The sequence below is a fragment of the Mycobacterium sp. MFM001 genome (genome assembly GCF_003402475.1).
GTDB lineage: Bacteria > Actinomycetota > Actinomycetes > Mycobacteriales > Mycobacteriaceae > Mycobacterium.
In genome coordinates, this window is the sequence record NZ_BFAB01000016.1 from 44,862 (window position 1) to 62,780 (window position 17,919).

General features: G+C 66.6%; 16 protein-coding genes. 3 read left to right on the forward strand and 13 right to left on the reverse strand.

Features of this window, described 5'->3' with window-relative positions; translation table 11 throughout:
- Positions 1 to 128: 128 nt before the first annotated feature.
- From eccE to MFM001_RS21470, 9 genes are all read right to left on the reverse strand, one after another.
- The gene (gene eccE / locus MFM001_RS21430) at positions 129 to 1,670 is read right to left on the reverse strand and encodes a type VII secretion protein EccE (RefSeq protein WP_116377281.1); all 1,542 of its coding nucleotides are present in this window, start codon (positions 1,668 to 1,670) and stop codon (positions 129 to 131) included.
- Positions 1,667 to 3,292, reverse strand: coding sequence for a S8 family serine peptidase (locus tag MFM001_RS21435; RefSeq protein ID WP_116377282.1), 1,626 nt, complete (start codon positions 3,290 to 3,292; stop codon positions 1,667 to 1,669). Before MFM001_RS21435 ends, eccE begins: the two co-directional genes overlap by 4 nt.
- 2 nt (positions 3,293 to 3,294) lie before the next feature.
- Positions 3,295 to 4,788, reverse strand: coding sequence for a type VII secretion integral membrane protein EccD (gene eccD, locus MFM001_RS21440; RefSeq protein WP_116377283.1), 1,494 nt, complete (start codon positions 4,786 to 4,788; stop codon positions 3,295 to 3,297).
- Positions 4,785 to 6,263 carry a MinD/ParA family protein gene (locus tag MFM001_RS21445; protein WP_142760719.1) on the reverse strand — a complete coding sequence of 493 codons (1,479 nt, stop codon included), beginning with the start codon at positions 6,261 to 6,263 and terminating at the stop codon, positions 4,785 to 4,787. The genes eccD and MFM001_RS21445 overlap by 4 nt, the downstream gene beginning before the upstream one ends.
- A gap of 132 nt (positions 6,264 to 6,395) precedes the next feature.
- Positions 6,396 to 7,310: an ESX secretion-associated protein EspG gene (locus MFM001_RS21450; RefSeq protein ID WP_238159323.1), complete on the reverse strand. Its 915-nt coding sequence runs from the start codon at positions 7,308 to 7,310 to the stop codon at positions 6,396 to 6,398.
- Between the two features lie 53 nt (positions 7,311 to 7,363).
- Positions 7,364 to 7,627, reverse strand: coding sequence for a hypothetical protein (locus MFM001_RS21455; protein ID WP_142760720.1), 264 nt, complete (start codon positions 7,625 to 7,627; stop codon positions 7,364 to 7,366).
- Positions 7,628 to 7,707: 80 nt separating this feature from the next.
- A complete protein-coding gene (locus MFM001_RS21460; RefSeq protein WP_116377287.1) occupies positions 7,708 to 8,010 on the reverse strand; it encodes a hypothetical protein in 303 nt (100 codons plus the stop codon).
- A 123-nt stretch (positions 8,011 to 8,133) separates the two neighbouring features.
- Positions 8,134 to 9,522 (reverse strand): PPE family protein, encoded by a 1,389-nt coding sequence (locus tag MFM001_RS21465; protein WP_116377288.1) that lies wholly within the window; start codon positions 9,520 to 9,522, stop codon positions 8,134 to 8,136.
- 32 nt (positions 9,523 to 9,554) lie between these two features.
- Entirely contained in the window at positions 9,555 to 9,851 is a 297-nt protein-coding gene (locus MFM001_RS21470) for a PE domain-containing protein (RefSeq protein WP_238159324.1), read from the reverse strand.
- Positions 9,852 to 10,183: 332 nt separating this feature from the next.
- Here MFM001_RS21470 and MFM001_RS21475 point away from each other — a divergent pair, with 332 nt between their 5' ends.
- The 3 genes from MFM001_RS21475 to MFM001_RS21485 all read left to right on the forward strand — a co-directional run bounded on the left by MFM001_RS21475 (position 10,184) and on the right by MFM001_RS21485 (position 12,007).
- Positions 10,184 to 10,966, forward strand: a complete 783-nt coding sequence (locus tag MFM001_RS21475) for a hypothetical protein (RefSeq protein WP_116377290.1) — start codon at positions 10,184 to 10,186, stop codon at positions 10,964 to 10,966.
- 3 nt (positions 10,967 to 10,969) lie between these two features.
- Positions 10,970 to 11,353 (forward strand): nuclear transport factor 2 family protein, encoded by a 384-nt coding sequence (locus MFM001_RS21480; protein ID WP_238159325.1) that lies wholly within the window; start codon positions 10,970 to 10,972, stop codon positions 11,351 to 11,353.
- Positions 11,354 to 11,560: 207 nt separating this feature from the next.
- Positions 11,561 to 12,007, forward strand: a complete 447-nt coding sequence (locus MFM001_RS21485; RefSeq protein ID WP_238159326.1) for a DUF488 family protein — start codon at positions 11,561 to 11,563, stop codon at positions 12,005 to 12,007.
- Here the strand turns inward: MFM001_RS21485 and MFM001_RS21490 are convergent.
- The 4 genes from MFM001_RS21490 to MFM001_RS21505 all read right to left on the reverse strand — a co-directional run bounded on the left by MFM001_RS21490 (position 11,966) and on the right by MFM001_RS21505 (position 17,917).
- The gene (locus MFM001_RS21490) at positions 11,966 to 12,796 is read right to left on the reverse strand and encodes a hypothetical protein (protein WP_238159327.1); all 831 of its coding nucleotides are present in this window, start codon (positions 12,794 to 12,796) and stop codon (positions 11,966 to 11,968) included. The two genes, MFM001_RS21485 and MFM001_RS21490, sit on opposite strands and share 42 nt — an antisense overlap.
- A 74-nt stretch (positions 12,797 to 12,870) precedes the next feature.
- Positions 12,871 to 13,551 (reverse strand): helix-turn-helix domain-containing protein, encoded by a 681-nt coding sequence (locus tag MFM001_RS21495; protein WP_116377292.1) that lies wholly within the window; start codon positions 13,549 to 13,551, stop codon positions 12,871 to 12,873.
- On the reverse strand, positions 13,548 to 17,405 hold the full coding sequence (locus tag MFM001_RS21500; protein ID WP_142760721.1) for an FtsK/SpoIIIE domain-containing protein: 3,858 nt from the start codon (positions 17,403 to 17,405) through the stop codon (positions 13,548 to 13,550). The genes MFM001_RS21495 and MFM001_RS21500 overlap by 4 nt, the downstream gene beginning before the upstream one ends.
- Positions 17,402 to 17,917 (reverse strand): hypothetical protein, encoded by a 516-nt coding sequence (locus MFM001_RS21505; RefSeq protein WP_142760722.1) that lies wholly within the window; start codon positions 17,915 to 17,917, stop codon positions 17,402 to 17,404. Before MFM001_RS21505 ends, MFM001_RS21500 begins: the two co-directional genes overlap by 4 nt.
- Positions 17,918 to 17,919 lie beyond the last annotated feature (2 nt).

The window sequence follows — 17,919 nt, forward strand, 5'->3', positions numbered from 1 at the left end:
GGCCTCAACCGAGTTCGTCCAACACTACGCCCACATCAGCCACGATCCCGGTATGAATCAACCGCCCCGCCCCAGGTGGACGAACGGCCCGGATAACTCGTGAATTGTTCAACCCGTGTTCGTTGGTCTCAGTTGAGGAATGGCTGTTCGTTGCGGACGCTGACGGGCTCGAGGACCGCGGAGAATCGCTTGGTGCTTAAGCGGATTTCGTTGCCGCACTGCTCGATGGTGACGTCGGGGTCATACGACGAGTTGGCGCCCACGGCGACCGAGATCCACGCCCCCGGGTAGGGGTTGGTTTGACCGTTGTGCACGACCATCGTCGGCGGTCGCGGTGGCTGGCTGCCCAGGTCGCGGGTGGTCCAGATTCGTGACGATGCGGCACTCATCTCCCAGCGACCGGTCCGGTCGTAGACTGCGACCTGTTCACCGGTCGCGGCAGCGCGGCGAATCAATTGGCGTACCAGCACGTCGGATTCGGCATTGAGAGTGACGCGGGTGGGCTGGGCCGGATCTGAGAGCGGCATGAGCACCATGCCGTCCCGAACACCACCGACCAGAATTCCCGAAGGCCCGACCGCAACCGCGTTATCGAGGTCGCTGCTGACCGGCGCGGACGGCAGCCCGGTCAGCCGGGCCGCACCCGGCAGTGTGGCCGCGAGCGCGTGCCACTGGCGGCCCGTGAAGCGGTTCAGCATCGGTGCGGGTGTGGTGGTGATCGGCTGAACCGTGGTGAACCACACCGCCGCAGATGCGTTCACGCCAGATGAGCTGCGCCGCAACGCCACTACCAACGTGGTGTGCTCGGCGGGGTAGGCCCACATGTTTTCCAACGTTGCCGGCGTCATGTCGCCGGTGAAGTAGTAGCCGCTGGCGTAGCCGTGGCCGGGTTGATGCAGCGAGCTCCACTGGTCGTCGTAGGTGGCTGCGGCGACCTCCGACCCTCCGACACTGGCTGCGGCGGCTTCCCGCATCTGCCCGGCCGTCAAAATCTTGGCGCGGCAGTTGGCTTGGCGCAGCGCCTTGACGATCCGCGCGGTGGCCGCCGCCGCTGCCATCACCGTGTTGGCCCGCCACAGCAGGCCCGCCGTGGTGTCCGCGGCGCGGGTGTCTAACCGCACCACCAGTGTGGCGCTGCGCTGCCCGACCGCCGCGCGGTTGGCCAGAAACGACGCATACACCCCGGCGTAGCTATCCGACGAGCTGCGCCTGCCCTCGCAGATCACATCGACATCGACACCCAACCCGGCCCGGCGCATCTCGTTGGCAATAACGCTGATGGGCAAAGTATTTGGTGTCTGCGTGTGTTGCGGCTTGACCAGTGTGGGCATGTAGGGCTTGCCCCACACACTGACCATCGTCACCACGGTGTGCCCGTCGATGAGCACACCCATTGTCGTCCCGTCGATCTGGACATCGCCGAATTCGCCGAGTTCCAGCCGGCGTTGGCGATGCCGCGCCCACACCAGCATGCGGGCAGCCCACTGCCAGATCCACAACCCGCGCACCGTGACCACGCACGCCAGCACACCCAGTACGGCGCCGACCCCGACAGCAGGCCATAGCCCAACGCCGGCCGCCACCAGCACCCAAGCCACGGCGGCCGCGACGAGCTCGGCGGCCACCACGCCACCAACTGACCACGGGTGTTGCACCACAAGGTGTTTCATGCCGACCGTCCTCGCCGCCGCATCACCGTGGCGATCCAGATCACCGCACCGACCAGAACGGCGGCCGCGCCGGTGACCGCTGCCGCGCCCCACTTCGGGCGCTGATCAGGTTGCGGCGGCACCGGCGCGCGATGCAGCGGCATCTGCACACCGGGGGCCAGCCAATCACCTGGCGGCACATCCCATGTCAACGCGGCAACCGGGTCAACCACCCCAAACCCGACTACTGGGTCGCGGCCCGCCGCGGGTGGGTGCGCGGTCGCCTCCAGGCGGCGGATCACCTGATGCGCCGACAGTTCGGGGTATTTCGCGCGCACTAGGGCGGCGGTGCCGGCGACGAACGCCGAAGCGAACGAGCTTCCCGCGATCGGCTTGAGTTTGTCGTTATCCACCGAGGCGTTGATCACCTTGCCGTCGGTCGACAATCCCATGATGTCAGTGCCCGGGGCGGCCAGACCGACCCACGGCCCGTGAAGTGAGGCTGCCTGCCCCGTCAACGGAACGCCGGCGGCATCGGTGGCCGAGACCGCCAGCACGTAGTCGCTAAACCACGCCGGGGTGGCGATCGTTTGCACCGTTTTCCAGCCCAGCGGATCGGCCCAGTCAGCGGGAGCGGGATCGGGGTTTTGTGAGCATCCTTCTGTGCCGGCGTTGCCGGCGGCCGTGACGATCAACGCGTCGCGGTCCACAGCGGCGAACCGCAGCGCAGCCCCCAACTCGGCCTGATCGCTCGGTTTACCCACCGCAATACAGGACACCACACTGATGTTGATCACCTTCGCGCCGAGATTGGCCATGTGCACGACCGCGCGCGCCAGCGAATGGATATCGCCGGCGCGGCGCACATCCTGCGGGTTGTCGCCCAACGGTGGTTCGGCGAACCCGAATGTTTGCGCCGACTGGCGAATCGACACCAACACCGCATCCGGGGCGATCCCGATCAGCCCATCCGGGCCACCCCCGGGCGGAGGCGCGGCCGGCACTGGCACCTGCGGCCCGCCCGGCGGCCCCCACGCCGGCGCGTCCTCCGGCGCAGGCGGCGGCGGTGGCGGCGGTGGGGCGACCGTGGCTGTGGCCGTCACCGTCACGGTCGGCGGCGGCGGAGGTGGCGGGATCGGGGCCGGCGCCGGTGCGGCTTGCGGCAGCGGCGGGGCCACCGCCCACCGCGGCCGGGTCGGCAACGGCGCACCCGACGGAGCCGCCCCGATCAGCGAGGCGATCACGGTGCCGTGCGCGTCGCAATCGGACAATCCGTCGCCGTAGCGGCCCATCACGTAGTCGCCGCCGGCGATCAGATGCGGCAGCCGTGGTTGCGGCGCCACACCGGTGTCGATAATGCCGACCACCACCCCAGCACCGGTTGATTCCTTCCAGGCCGCCCGCATGTCCATCGTCTGCAGCGCCGAGGGCAGCTCGCGCAGGTCGCTGCCCGGCATCACCGTCGTCTGCACACAGCCCGCGACCTGCTTCATCGGCATGTCAGGGCCCGGTTCCCCGTCGGCCGGGGCGGGCCCGGGCGGCACGGCCGGGGGATCGATCGCCTGAGCCCAGCCCGCCGACGACCACACCAGCGCGCTCACGGCCACCAGCACCGCCGCCGATCCCCGTATGTGGCGCCTCATCGTTAGCCCCCGCTGACCAGGTTGCGGGCCACCGAGTACAAATTGAGCAGCCACGCCGCCCACGGCACCACGAACACCAGCAGGACGTACTCACTGACTTCCACCGCTCGCCGCACCGGTGCGCTGATCTTGGCGCCCGGAACCACCAGCGCCCCCACCAGGGCGAGCACCACCAACGCAAGGGTGGCGGCGGTGCAGACCAGAGTTGTGGCCAGCGCAGGTGGTGTGGACGCCGCGGCGTAGCGCCCAATCACCACCGCCACGGCCGCGACCGAGGCCACCGTCAACGTCACCGACTGCCAGCGGTCGACAAACGAGCGGCCACGCAGCAGCAAAATGGCGGCGATCCCCAACGTGAACACCACAAACTTCCACCCGCCAGGCTGGCTGGGCACCACCGCGTAGCGTGCGGCGCCCACCTCTACCACCCCGGCGCCCAGCAGCACTCCGGTGACAATGTTGTTGCCGCGGCGCGCCCACGCCGCGATCTGCTCCGGTTTTTCGGTGCCGGCCGGAAAAACCGGCGACACCGTGTCGCGCGGGCTGCCCGGGACGGTTTCGAACACCCCCGCGCCGGTCACCGACGGAAACCACGGCCCGGGCACCCCTGAGCCGATCACGCCGATGCTGGTGGCGAAGGTGACGATCACCAGCACGGCCAGCAGCGCTACCACCGCAACCCGCTCCGGGCGAACCTGCCAGCCTGACGCGGCAACCAGCATCGCCGCGGCCGCGAACACCCCGGCCGTCAACAGCGCCGCCACCGCGCAGTGGTGGCGATCAGTGAGCACTACCAGCACCACCAGCCACGCCAGCGCCGCGGCGATCGCCGCTACCGCGTGCCAGCCACTCGGCTTGCCCGGGATCGACACCGCCGCGCCAGCCGCGAGCGGGATCAGCGCCGTCCACGCCAGCACGTCGCTGGCCGCGCGCCACTGCCGATCGGCTGACCGCGCGGCCATCCACGCCGCAACGATGAGCGCCGCCGCGATCGACCACGACACCGCGGCCGGCGCCCAGCCGCCGCCATGCCACCACAGCCGCACCACGATCAGCTCGCCCCAGCCGATGAGGCCCGCGCACAGCCAGCCCGCCACGCGGCGCGCAGTGTCGTGGTCGACACGGGTGAACTGCTGCTCGGCCGCCCGCGCGATCGCCGTCGACACATTCTCGGTCACCGGCTCGAACTTCTCGCTGGCCTGCGCGGGCAACAGCCACAACGCATCACCGTCGAGCACACCGGATTCATCCAGCGACTTCTGCGGATCCAACGGCCGGGCATCGGCGCGGCACAGCTGATAGGTCTGGTCGGCATCCAGCAAGGGGCGGCCCTTGTGGCGCAGCAGCTCGTTGATGCGTGAAATCAGGTCCTCCACGACCGCGATCAACGCCACCCCGGCCGGCAACACATAGTCGACCTCGGTATCGTCGCCGACGAACACCGCCACCCTCGTCAACCGCACCCCGGCCGCGGACGCGGCATCGGCGCGCGTCATGGCCGGCCCGCCGCGAAGTTCGTCGCCAGCGACGCCGACACCTCCAAAAACCGCCGCTGCGTATCGGCCCGCAACTCGTCGAGGTCGATCACACCGGCTGCGGCGATATGGCGGTCAAACGGCACCTCGAAGATGCGTTCCTCGGGCACCCACCGGCCGAACCGCTCCACCAGCGTCGAGACCAGCTTGTCGGTTTCCTTGCGGTCCTTGCGCCCGCTGGGCTGGCGAATGTGGTTAATCACCAACACCATTCGCGACAACACGTGCCGGTGGCTGGGATGGTTCGAAAGCCAGTCCATCTGCTTGGCCGCGCCTTCGGCCCCATCCGGGATCGCTGAGGTCACCAACACCACGGCATTGGCCTGGGCGAAAACCCCCTCCATCACCGGATGCGCAATGTCGACCCCACAGTCGGTCAGCAAAATGTTGTAGAACTGTTCCAGCCGCGCCCGGGTCCGCTGATACAACTGCGCGTCCACGATGCCCTGGGCGGTGGCCGCCCGGTGCGCGGGAGAGGCCAGCACGTCAAGCCCAATCTTGTTGTGGCCCACCCGCGCCCGCATATCCGAATACCGCACCAGATCATTTGCGGCAACGATGTCGGTGTACGACGAGGCCGCGGCCCGGTCGATGCGCGCGGCCAGATTGGCGCCCTGGCCCGGGTCGGCGTCGATGGCGATCACCTGCTCGCGGGGCCGCAGCGCAGCGAAGGTCGACCCGAGCGCCACCGTCGCCGTGGTTTTACCGACCCCGCCTTTTCCGCCCAGGACGACGACCGAGAACGTGCCCGCCATCGGGGCGGCGACCTGATCGCGCATCCAGCGCACCGCCTGCTCGTCGCCGGACTCGCCGGTATTGATCGCCCCAAATGTGCACCGATAAAGCCATTTGCGCCACCCCCGCGAGGACGGAATCTTTTTGGCCGCAACAAGGTCGGTGGCGCGCAGCTGCTCGCCGAGCAGCTCCCCGCTGCCCGCCGAGGGCACGAACCCACCCGTACCTTGCGGCTGCCCGCCCGGATAGCCGCCGGGCGTGTCGTGTTGTGGCGCCCGCGCAGGCGCGCGCCAATGCTGGCCCTCGCTATTGTCGGGCCGTCGCGCCGCGCTGTCGAACCGGACTCGGTTTTGGTCGCGACGCGCCTCATATGCCTTTGCGGCGGCACGGATTTCGGGCGTGATGCGGATTTCTTCGGTGCGGCCGTCATACACCGGCGGCGGCGCCGGTTGCGGCGGCGCGGGCGGCCCCGATGATGGACCCTCACTGCCATTCAGTCCAGGTGCCGGTGCTGGAAATTCGGGCGCCGCCGCGCCGGCGTCGGATGCTGCGCTCTCCTCGCGCGATTCGGGGCTACGGTGGTGCGCTCCCGACGCGCCATTGGGTTGCGCATCGTGTGCCGGTGGATAGTCGGTTTGTTGTCGATCGGGTGACGCAGGTTCGGCTGCGCCGAGCTGGTTGAAGAAATCGCGTTCGCTCATCTGCTGCCCCCTATTTTTGGTGCCCCGGCCCTGGGTGTTGAGCACTGGCGAAGCGAGGGTTCCTAGTCACGCCGAGAGCCTAACAACCTCGTGTTTTTTACGTCTACAACGCTGGCCAACTTCATGCGTAATTTATTTACGGAGTCTTTGGTGGGTGTGCCAATCCGCCCCGCTGGGCAGCGATTCGAGCACGTCATCTAGTGCGGCGGCGATGCGTTGCTCGGTGCCCGAGGTCAACATCGTCCACACCCGCCCGTCCGGGCCGGCGTTCGACGAAATCAGCACGCGGCCAAGCACTGTGTCGGCCACCATCAGCGCCCGCGACGAGATCGCGGGCCCCTCGACGCGGTGTTCGATCGCGCTCACCGCGGCCCGCGCCGCGGTGGCATCCCCGACCACCTCCACGATGCGGGCTTGCTCAACGCTCATCCCGGTCTCGGTAAGCATCGCCACCACGTTCAAATCCGGGTGGGATTGCCATTGGGTCACAATCGAATCCAGCACGTCGGCTTCGATGCTCACCCCATGGAACTGGGCCGGCTCCACCGCGCCCAGCAAGTCGGTTACGGCCGAGCTGATCGGTGTTTGTCCCAGAGGGGAGACCACAACCTCATCCAGTTGTTCTGCCTGCTCGTCGGTTTCGTCGGGGTTGTCGATCTGCCACACCCGCGCGGCACCTATCCACCAGCCGTCGCGGCGACACAACGCGGCCGCGCGCTGCACCGGTTGACGGGCCCGCCAGCGCGCCAGCGCCTCGTAGGCTTCGATGGGGTCATCTGGCGGCACAAAGGCCGGCGGCGGGCCGGACAGCCGCCCGGCGCTGCTGGCGGTGGGGGCGCTGATGGTGATGTCGACTTCAATGTCGGGGCGGCCCAAGGTCATTACCCAGTCGGCGACGTCGGGATCGAGCACACCGGCCACACTGCACACCCCGACCTGCTGCAGTACTTCCAGGCCGGGATGCCCGCCGAGGTCCTCGACACCGCCCACCGGGCGGATCTTCAACACCGCCGGCAGCCGGGTAACCCCAGCAAGCGCGGCTGTCAACCACAACCCTTCAGAAGTGGTTGACAGCCGCGCTGGGCTGTCGACCGACATGCTCAAATCGAGCGGAAACCGGCCGCGGCCCCCAGGTCGGTCATCTCCCCATGCTGCGACGCGCCCGCGATCGCGGTGCCGTGCCGATTGATGGTGTCGAAAACCTGGTTGAACGCCAACCCGATCTGGGCGTGGCACTCCTGGGCCGCATTCGAGCCGTGCTGGGTCCAGATCTCGGCGATGCTCGCGATCTGGTTTTGCGAATCCTGCTGCAAGCCCTGCATGTGGGTGACAAGGCTGGCCTGCTGGGTCGCGTGGTCAACCATGCGCAGATGGTCATAGCGCATCATTCCGGACATATTGCAGTGTTCTCCTCAATTGTCGAATTGGATTGGGGCAGCTGCGCTTAGGTCGAGGCGATGCTGCCCAGCTGGGCGGCGTTCTGCTCGTTCATCTGCGCGTACTGATGCGCCGAAGCGCGGATCTGGTCGATGCACGCCTGAAAGCGCGCCGACACCTGCTTGCCGGTCACCGCGATGTCCTCGGTGGTGCGCATCGACGCCAACGCAGCCGCCCCGGAAAACGGGCCGCTCGTCAGATCCTGATTCATCTGCATGTACCGGCCCAACGAGGACACCACCTCGTCGCGGATGCCTTCCAGCCGTGCGGCCGCCTCCAGCATCCGTTCGGTATCAGTGGACAAAGCCATTGCTAAGATCTCCTTCTGTCACTTCGCCACCGTGGGAATGTCACTTCGCCACCGTGGACAACTTGCGTATTCCGCTGTTTGGTAAGCAGCCGTGTTGCTGCGCTGAAAAACCCCCGCCGAGGATCACACCTCCTGCCCTTGCACGTAGACGACTCCGCCGTCGGTGTACACCGGAACTGCGTCGCCGACGCCGTCGTCGACGAGCACACTCTTATCCGCCTGCCCCGGGTCGCGGTTCTTGCGCTGCTGCGAGCCGCCGGCCCCAAAAGGCATGCCGTACATGCCGCTTCCCATCGGCCCCGCCCCCGGCGCGCTCCCGGCACCGCGCACCCCGGCCACGGCCTTATCGCTCGCGCCGGTGTTCGACCACCAGGACGAGGGCACGCCCATCGGACCGGCCATCCCTGCCCCGGCCGAGGGTTTGGTCAGCATCGCGCTCACCGCAGAACCGCCGCCGGCGAACCCGCCGTTGGCCCCGCTCAAACCCGACCACGGCGAGCCCGCCGCCGAGATCGGCCACGCCCCCAGCCCAGGCGTGCCGCCGCCGCCGAAACCACCGCTGGCCGCCGACAACGCCGGCGACATCAGACCACTGAGCTGCCCACCCATCGCCGAAGGCAGCGACTGGGCTTGCGACAGCATCGATCCCGCGCTTGACGACGCCATCGACGGCGCCGACATCACCGACCCCATCATCGCCTGCGCCGGCCCCAACGCCTGCCCCGCATCGAGCTGCTGGCCGCCGCCCGGCCCGGGCGCCCCAGCCGCTGGCGCCGGGCTCGAACCGGCCTGGCCGGCCTGCGCGCCTTGACCCGCCGAGGCCGCCGACGCGGCCGCCACCCCGGCCCCGGTCGTCGCAACACCCGCCCCCGTCGAGGCCACCGAGGTACCTGCCTGAGTACCGGCACCAAGCGCCATCCCCGCGCCTTGCAGGCCCAGCGACATTCCCATCGCCGCCGCGCCGGCGGCCATCGCCGCAGCCGGATTCGCCGCGGTCGGCATCACCGGCAGCGGCATCGACAACGACCCCAACAGTCCGGTCACCGCAGTCAAATAGCCCATCATCGAACCGGCGTTTTGCGCCCAAAACTCGCCGTACTCGGCGTTCGTCTCCGCGATCGCCGGGGTGTTCTGGCCCAGAATGTTCGTGGCCTCCAACACCGCTTCCCGCATCCGGTTGGCCACCACCGTGGGAAACGGGATCGTGGCCGCGACCGCCGCCCCGTAAGCGTTGATACCGGCCCCGATCGTCGCCGCCGCCTTCTCGGCGTGCGCCGCGGCGGTCATCATCCACGCCGTGTGCCCCAGCGCGGCCTCCATCATCGCCGCACCGCCCAAACCCACAAACGATGTCGCCGTACTCACGGCGGTCGCCGCCATTTGCGTGGCCTGGCTCATATGGGTCGCGGCGGCAGTCTCAAACCCCGTCACATGAGGAACATGCGCCGTCGGGCCCGCCCCGGCCAGCGTCAACCGAAAAGCGTTGACCTCCGGCGGGATCCCCCAATACATGCCCGGTGTCCCTCGTCGCCTCGCCCTGGTGCTTACAGAGCCAGCTGCGCGGCCGCCGCGGTGTCCATGGCAGCGTAGGCCGCCGACGACGCACCCGCGGTCGCGGCGAACAAACCCCGCTGGGTCACACCGATCCCGGTGGCCGCCAGATACTGGGCGGCGTGCGCGGTGATCGCCTCAGCGAACATCGCCGACACCTCTTCCCCACCCATCGGCACCGGCACCGCCATCGCCGGAGCCGAGCCGGCCAGCGTCGCCCCGGTCACCGCCGCACCCGCAGCCTCGGTAGCGCCCTGAGCCGCAACCAGCGGTGCATCCACAAATAACATTGCCATCACCCTCCCGTATCGGCGTACGTCAAATAAGAGCGTAAACCGCTCATTGCAGCCCGCCAACCACTAGCGCCAACATTGCCCGAAATTCATCCCAATTCATCACCAGTGGTTGAAATACGCTGGTCACCAAGGCTTTGCGCATGCACACAGCGTTTGCCGCGGGTTCGCTGACCCCGGCTTCCCCCGGTCTGCATCGCAGCCCTCCTGGCGGCTGAGACTTTGACACCAATCCTGCGCGGAATCCGCGTCGCGTTGCGACCCCATCGAGGTATCGTTTCGCACTCACTCAAGTCTCGTTTGGTCTCACTTTCGGTTAGGGTCGTGGGGTGGCCATCGCGCTCAAAGCCCTGCTGCAGCAGCGCCACCTGCACGCCTACCCGGCGTTCGTTGCCGAATACCAGCGCCGGGCAAAAGAACTGGACCTGCCCCGCCGCCCGGCCCCGCCGACCAAAGCCCAGTACTACCGCTGGGTGGGCGGCCAGATTCACCACCTTCCGCGCGGCGACCATTGCCAGGTGCTGGAGAAGATGTTTCCCGGCTGGACAGCCCGGCAGCTGTTCGCCCCCTGCCCCGACAACGACCAAGCGCCCCCAGCCGGCGCCGGACTATTGGCCTCGGTCGCGCCGAGCGTGGCCCCCGCGATCCTCGAGGGCCTGTGGGTCACCGGCTTCATCTTCGATGCCAACCAGCGCCACATCGACTTGTCGGCCATCACGGTCACCGATAATGGCCTGACCGCACGCAATTACCCGCCCGAGCCCCGCGCGGAAAACCACTCCTCGGGGTTCCGCAACGACATCGAGGCAGGCGTGTTCGGCCGCCACGTGATCGGGCACTGGCGCAACATCAACGATTCCTACTTCTACGGCTGCATCCATCTGGCAGTGCTGCCCGGAGAAACGGTGCTCGACGGCTACTGCACCGCCTTCGTCTCCGACACCCAGGTCGTGGCCGAACCGTGGCGATGGGTGCGCGTCGATCCGCGCTCCACCCAAGGCGTCGACCTGGCTACCGTCAAACTCGCCGACCCGCGCCGGCTCTACGATGCGATTGCCGCACACACCCGCTTCGACGGGGCGATCCCGCTCGACCAACTAACGGAGGACTAATCGGTGAGTCTGTCCAAACACCAGGTGCAGCAGGTCATCGACACCTATCTGCGGGCATGGACCAGCCAAGACCCCGAACTGATCCTGACCGTCTTCACCCCCACCGCCACCTACCATGAACGCGTCCTCGGCGAGCCGATCCGCGAACACGCCGGCATCCGCGAGTACTGGCAGACCAAGGTCGTCAAAGAGCAAGCCAACATCGACGCCCGCCTACTCAACCTCTATCTCGATGGCACTACCGCCATCGCCGAGTGGGAAGCGCGATTCGACGACCTCGTCAAAGGCCACCGCAAGCTCATGCGCGAGGTCGCCATCCTCGAATTCGACGGCGATCGCATCGCCAGCCTGCGCGAGTACTGGGCATCCCAGCCGCTCGAACGATGACCAGGCAGGTCCAGACACTAAGTGCCAGCGCTTATTCCGGGTAGTCGCAGACTTAACGGTCGGTGTGATGACCTTGGGTTGCATGGCTTCCGCTGCGCTAACCCCGGTCGGGTGGCGCCTCTAATCGTCGTCATGCCAAGGCGTTCCTGACATTAATCCCGCGGAACCGGTTCACGCCCAACCTTCTGATGAGGCATGATATTCGCCATGCGCACGCAGACACCTTCTCTTGTCAGCGTTGGGTATCAAGGCAAGTCAATCGACGACCTCGTTGAACGGCTTGTCGCCCAACATGTGCAGATTCTCGTTGATGTACGCCTGACGCCGCTAAGCCGCAAGCCCGGGTTCTCGAAGACCAAGCTCGCCCACGCGCTCGCGGCCGCCGGCATCAGCTACATCCACCACCGTGCGCTCGGCAATCCCAAGGACAACCGCGCTGGATTCCGTGCAGGAAACCCTGCGGCGATCCAGCGCTACTGCAAGGTGCTTAACGGCGATGCAGCAAGTGCCGCCCTCGAGCACGTCGCCGAACTACTCGACGATGGAGTCGTTGCGCTGCTGTGCTTCGAGCGCGATCACACCGAATGCCACCGCGCCATCCTCGCCCGACGCTTACTCGAGGTCCGGCCGGACGCCTGCGTGATTCACATGTGAGGCACGAAACAAGCTGAGCTGCTCGGTATTTCGTCTAGGCCACCATGTGCCGAGAACCGAGAATGAACCACGGTGCTGGTGCTGGTTGCCAACAAAAAAGTACAAGTCGCGCTCAGCCGCCGTCATCTCCTCAGCCCACCGCTTGCGAATGTGGTTGATCGCCTGCGGGCCGTATTTGCGTTGCCAACTGCGGCCGGCTTGGCCGAGCTCCCAGTCGAGGACCTTCTGAAGGTGACCACGACACTTCGGTTCAGTGCATCGGTAGTCGTAGCGGACCTCGAACGGCATCGGTTCAAGTGGACGCAGTCCTTCTCCGAATAGGTCGGGCTGGCTTGCCCTTTCGATCTTGCGTTGCTGATCTTCATCCCACGGCTTGCCGGGACTGACCTTCACCGCTGAGACGATCGGCTTGATGAGACCCAGCGACGGGGCCGGAACATTCATCGAGTTCTTTGTGGCTGCCGCCGCCAGCGCGCACGTCGTGGTGGCGCCGCGTAGCTGTCCGATCAGCTCCCGGCGTTCGGCCCAGTCGTTTTTCGTCCCGATCTTTCTGATGTGCTCGATGCTTTGCTGGTCAGGTCGGTAAGACTCGATGCGCGAATCAGTCGCGCCATGTGGCACCACGTCGACCTCAATGACTTCGTACTTCTCAAACTGCGCACCTTCATCGACATTGCGGAACCGCACCGGATACAGCCGTATCCACTCCGGTACACCACGATCGATGCGAACGCCCGCAACGCACACGGTCTCGTCGCATTTCAGCGATGGGTTGGGATACGTCTTCACAGTGATGAGTATCCGAGCACGCTCGTAGCCGCGACCGGCTCTGCGCATCTGCATCCTGTTCGCCGGATTTAGGCTCACCCGGACGTTTCCCACTCGGTTCCACCGCGCAATGCCAGCTGTGCAGCAGCCCGCGCATTCTCCCCGATCGACCGGAACTTCTCGGCTTGTCTTACCGCTTCTGCCGCCGCGGTGTCGGCTTCTGCGGCAATCGCTTCCAAGCGTTGCGCCAGTAGTCTGGCCGACAGCGCCGAACTGCGCACGCGCGCTTCGCCGCCGGCCAGGACCGCCTCGAAGCTGCCCGGCTCCCAGCCCAGCGCGGCGCCGATCGCATCCCGGATCGCTTTGCGGGCCGGCACCTCGGCGTGATTAATCAGCCGCGACACCACCGGCCGCGACACGCCTGCAATGTGTGCCAGCTCGTTCTTATTGAGGCCCAACGTGTTTCGGGAATGGTCGATTCGCGCGGCCAGCCGCCGGGCCGCCGACGTGCTGTAGGACAGCTCCTGGTGGCCGTCGATCGGCTCTGCGCCGGCCAGGACCGCCTCAAAGCTGCCTGGCTCCCAGCCCAGCGCGGCGCCGATCGCGTCTCGCGTCGCTTTGCGGGCCGGCACCTCGGCGTGATTAATCAGCTGCGACACCACCGGCCGGGAGACTCGCGCGTTGCGGCTCAAATCCTGAAGGGACAGGCCCTTTTCGGTGCGGGCACGATCCACCCGCTGTGCGAGCCGACCGGCGTCGCGGGAACTGTAGTTCAACGATGGGTCTCCGTTGTGGCGATCTGCACCGGGGCGGTCAACTGGTCGGTGACGTACACGCCTCGCCCGGGTCGCATCTTGGCCGCCCGCTGCCCGCCGATGATGAAGCCTTCGCCGCGATCGCCGCTCATCACCATACCGGCGGCTTTCATGCGCAGCAGTCGGTCAATCAGCGGCGAGCTCGCCGCCCGCGCCCAGGTGCCGATCCGGCGGCCCACAATCAGGTGCAGCCCAACCTCTTTGGCGCGATCGATGAACGGCACCAACGGTTCCAACGGGTAGGCGCCTGCCTGCCAGCTTCCGCTGCCCCACTCCTGCAGCGTGTCTTCCCGGTCGATGATCACAAACATCTGGCGGCCACTCCACCCGATGCCGGCCTTGATCTGGGCCTGCGTCACATCGGCGGCCGGCAAGCGTTGCGCCAGAATCGATCCCAAATGCGCGGCCAGGCTGCGCAGCTGGTCCTCGCGATGCACATAGCCCTGCCGGGTGACCGGCTCCGGCACAGGATCCGGTGTGCCAGTCGCCGGTGTTGACATGCCGAAAGTGAAGTCTTGCTTTGGTGCCGCCGCCGGGACGTCCACGTAGCTGCCCAGGTGCGGGCCTTCCACCACCTGGGCCAGCTCGGTGTGCGGGTCGACGACGAAGATCTCCGCCTGCTCGGGCCCATAGACGGCCATGATGGCGCGCGCCAGGGTCGTCAACGCTGTGGTGGTGCCGCACTCCGGATCACCAGCGAACAGCAGGTGCGGGGAGACGGCGAAATCGGCCACCGCCGCGCGCAGCCCCACCTCCGAGATACCGAACGGCACCTGCCCCGCCGGGATCGGCCCGCGCTGGCGTGCCTGCTCGAACACCTCGGCCAGGGTCACGTGCTCGGGAAGAATCTTGAGTCTGGTTGCCGCGGCGGGATCGCCGGTGACCTTGGTGATCGCCTCGATGGCCTCCCCCACCCGCACTGTGCGATCGTCGACCGTCAACTCCGGCAACGCCGTCTGGAAGTGATAGCCGGCCATCGACGTGCCCCGGCCGCGGATCAGCACCGTCTGCGTCTGGGCGGCCTCACCCAACTCACCGGCCGAATCATCCAGTCCGCCAGCCTCATCCTCGATGAGGATTTCCTTTTGACCGAACGGCACCTTTTTCGCGACCGCGGTATTGTTGGTGGTCAACTCATCGGTGGTTTCGTTGAGTTTGAGTTCCACGTTGCTGGTCAGCAGTGTCTTCATGCCCGAGCGCAACTTGCCGGGAATCCAGCCGTTGGCCGACAAAATCACATGCACCCCCACACCGGGGCCACGGGTCATAATCGACACCACCCGATCCACCGGCGTCTTGAGCGAATTGTCGTCGAACGCCTCGACGAACTGCGCCCACCCGTCGAGCACCAAAAACACATCCCCGTAGGGGTCGTCGGGCACCGGGCCGGGCTTGCCGGCGAACTTGCGCTCCCGCAGATCGGTCATGGTGATCCGCAGATCATCAAACGCCTGGCTGCGGTCCTCGATCAACGTCTCCAACTCCGCGATCGTGCGAGTCACCCGCTCAGTCTCATTGCCGCGCGCAAACGAGCCGACATGCGGCAGACCGGCAATCCCATTCAAATCGGGGCCGCTAAACCCCAACACGTAGAACTGGATTCGCTGCGGCGTATACATCAGAGCGGCGCCCGTGATCATCGTGGTCAGCGCCACCGTCTTGCCCGATCGCCCGATGCCGATCACACCGCAGTTGCCCTCGAGCATGTTGACCGCATACACCCGCTGGGCATGCTGGAACGGCCGGTCCTCCACACCCACCGGAAACAACAGATCCTTGTTGCGGCCGTAGTCGACATGCCACGGTTTGCCGCGCAGCCGGCGCACCAACTCATCGACCGGCAACGGCGCCAACGGCGGCAACCACATCCGCCGCCCCCGCCGCCCCTGAGTCTGCGCCCGCAACGACGCAGTGGCCACCTGCGAATTACGCATCGGCCGCCCATCCGGGCCGATCAACACCTGCGGCTGGTCATCAACCACCTTCTTCTCCGGCTGCACCGGGCGTGCCACGGCGGGCATCCCGGTCACCCGGAACTCCCTCGGCGGCGCATACCCCGACTGGGCCCGCACCGCCGCCGCGGCCACCCGCCGCGGCGGCGTGTAAGTACCGGACACATACGCGGTCTGGTAGCGGGTCAGCCGCTCGCGGCCCTCCACCCTCAAATACCCCGCCCCGGCCGGCTTCAGCGGCAGATACTTGGCCTCCTCCACACCGAGCACCGCACGAGAATCGTTGCCGTCCAACGTCCGCAGCGCGGCCCGAATCGGAATGTTGGCCATGATGCCCTGGCTCATCTCATGCCCCAGCCGCTGCGAGCCCATCGCCATGCGTACACCCAACGCCCGCCCCTGCCGGCCAATCTCATCCATCACCTCCCGCGCCGGCGGATACTCCTTGAACATCTGCGTGAACTCATCGACAATCACCAGCAGGTGCGGCATCGGGGGTAGCGGCTCGCCGCGATGAATCCGCAGATACTCATACTCGGCGGCGTTGCCCACCCGCGCCCTAGCCAGCATGGTCTTGCGGATCTCGAGCTCGCCGTAGAGCACATCACCCATGCGCTCCAGCCACAGCGAGTCATTGCGCAGGTTGTTCATCGCCGCCACCACATGCGGCAGGTGTTCAATCGACTGCGCGGTCGTCGCACCCTTGAAATCGAAAAACGCAATGTTTAGTGATTCCGGTGAATGCGTCAGACACGCCGACAGCACCAGCGTGGTCCAAAACTCCGACTTGCCCGACCCGGTGGTGCCTACCAGCACCATGTGATAACCCATCCCACCCTCGTGGGTGTCCTTGAAGTCGATGTAAACCGGGTTGCCGAACTCGTCGCGGCCCACCGGGATCTTCAACCACCGCTCCCCCCAGGGGTTTTCCTCAAATGGCGGCCCCGAGCGGGTCGGTGCCCACAACCGCTCCACATCCAGGCGCGCCGGATCCTCAATCCCCAGGATCTCGAACAAGTCGACCAGGCCGCTGTTTTCGGCGACCGTTGTGCGGGTGGTGGTGTCCGGGCGCCACCGCGACATGCGGCGCGCGATCGTGCGTGCCATCAATTCGCTCATCTGATCCGGCACCGCGAACCGGCCACCGGCATCGCGGATCAGTGTCGGGCTCACATAGTAGGTCGAGCGAAACTCCAGGCCCGTGCCCTTCTCTTCCGCCAACCGGATAAAGGTCACGCCGGCCACCCCGTCGCGGCGCGTCAAGGTCTGCCATTCGGCCTCGTCGATGCGCCGCTGGTCGTTGACCACCAGCCAGTGCGGCATCTGGGTCGTCTCCTTCGAGAATGCTTCCCGCTCATGCAGTTCATCACCGACCGCGGCGTTGAAGCCCTCCGCCGACGTCCACACCAGCCGCGCCGATCCGCCCGTGTCGAGCAGGGTGGGATGCTGGCAGTGCGGCAGCCACTTCACCCAATCCCACCGATTCGGATTATCGGTAACGATCATCACCTTCAGGTCATTCGGTGAGTGAAACACCGTGGCCTGGCAGATAATTGAGCGCATCAGCGCATAACCCGGCTCCATATCACCGTTTTCGCCCACCAGCGCCAACCCCGGTGTTCCGCGCAGCGACACTGGCTTAGCGATAGCGTGCACCGACTTCTGTTGATCCAGAAAGCTACTCAAGGCCTGATACGACACCGGTTCGTAATCCGCCGGGTTCCCCAGCGTCGGCAGAGCATCAAAATTACGTGACAAGCTTGAGCGGCCCACCCCGAACCGCACATAGCCGAAATTCGGGTCCAGCGACGCCGGGCCCGCTGCCGCCCGCGTCGTCCCTGGCCGCTCAACAGCGCGCGTCATCGCCCACCACCCCCGAGTTTTCGGCTGCGCTCCCACATGCGATCAGATCCCACCGCCCCCAACAACAATGTCGGCTCGGGGTGCAGGAACCGGAACTGCTCAAACTGCGCCCGGGCGCTCTCATGCACCTCGTCACGCAGATCGTCGAGATCCTTCAAATACTCCCGGCGGGCGATCTCCATCTGCGCCGGCGTCAACGACTTGTTATCGCCACCGCCGCCGAACCGGTTGCCGGAAAACATCATCGCCATCGAGGAGATCATCATCAACGGGAAAAACAGCGACAAACCGACCATCGGCCCCGACCGCAGCCCGGGCTGGGAAAAAATCAGCGCCATCATGCCGATGAACGCCACCCCGATCACGGCGGGCAAAATGATCTGCAGCTTCGTGCGCGGGATCGGCCGCGGCGCGATCAACGGATCCAGCGACGTCGGTGTCATGATCCTGCTGCCGCTGACCACCCCCGGCGGCATCCTGCGGGGTCCCGGAGTAAATCGCGCCGTCGACACTC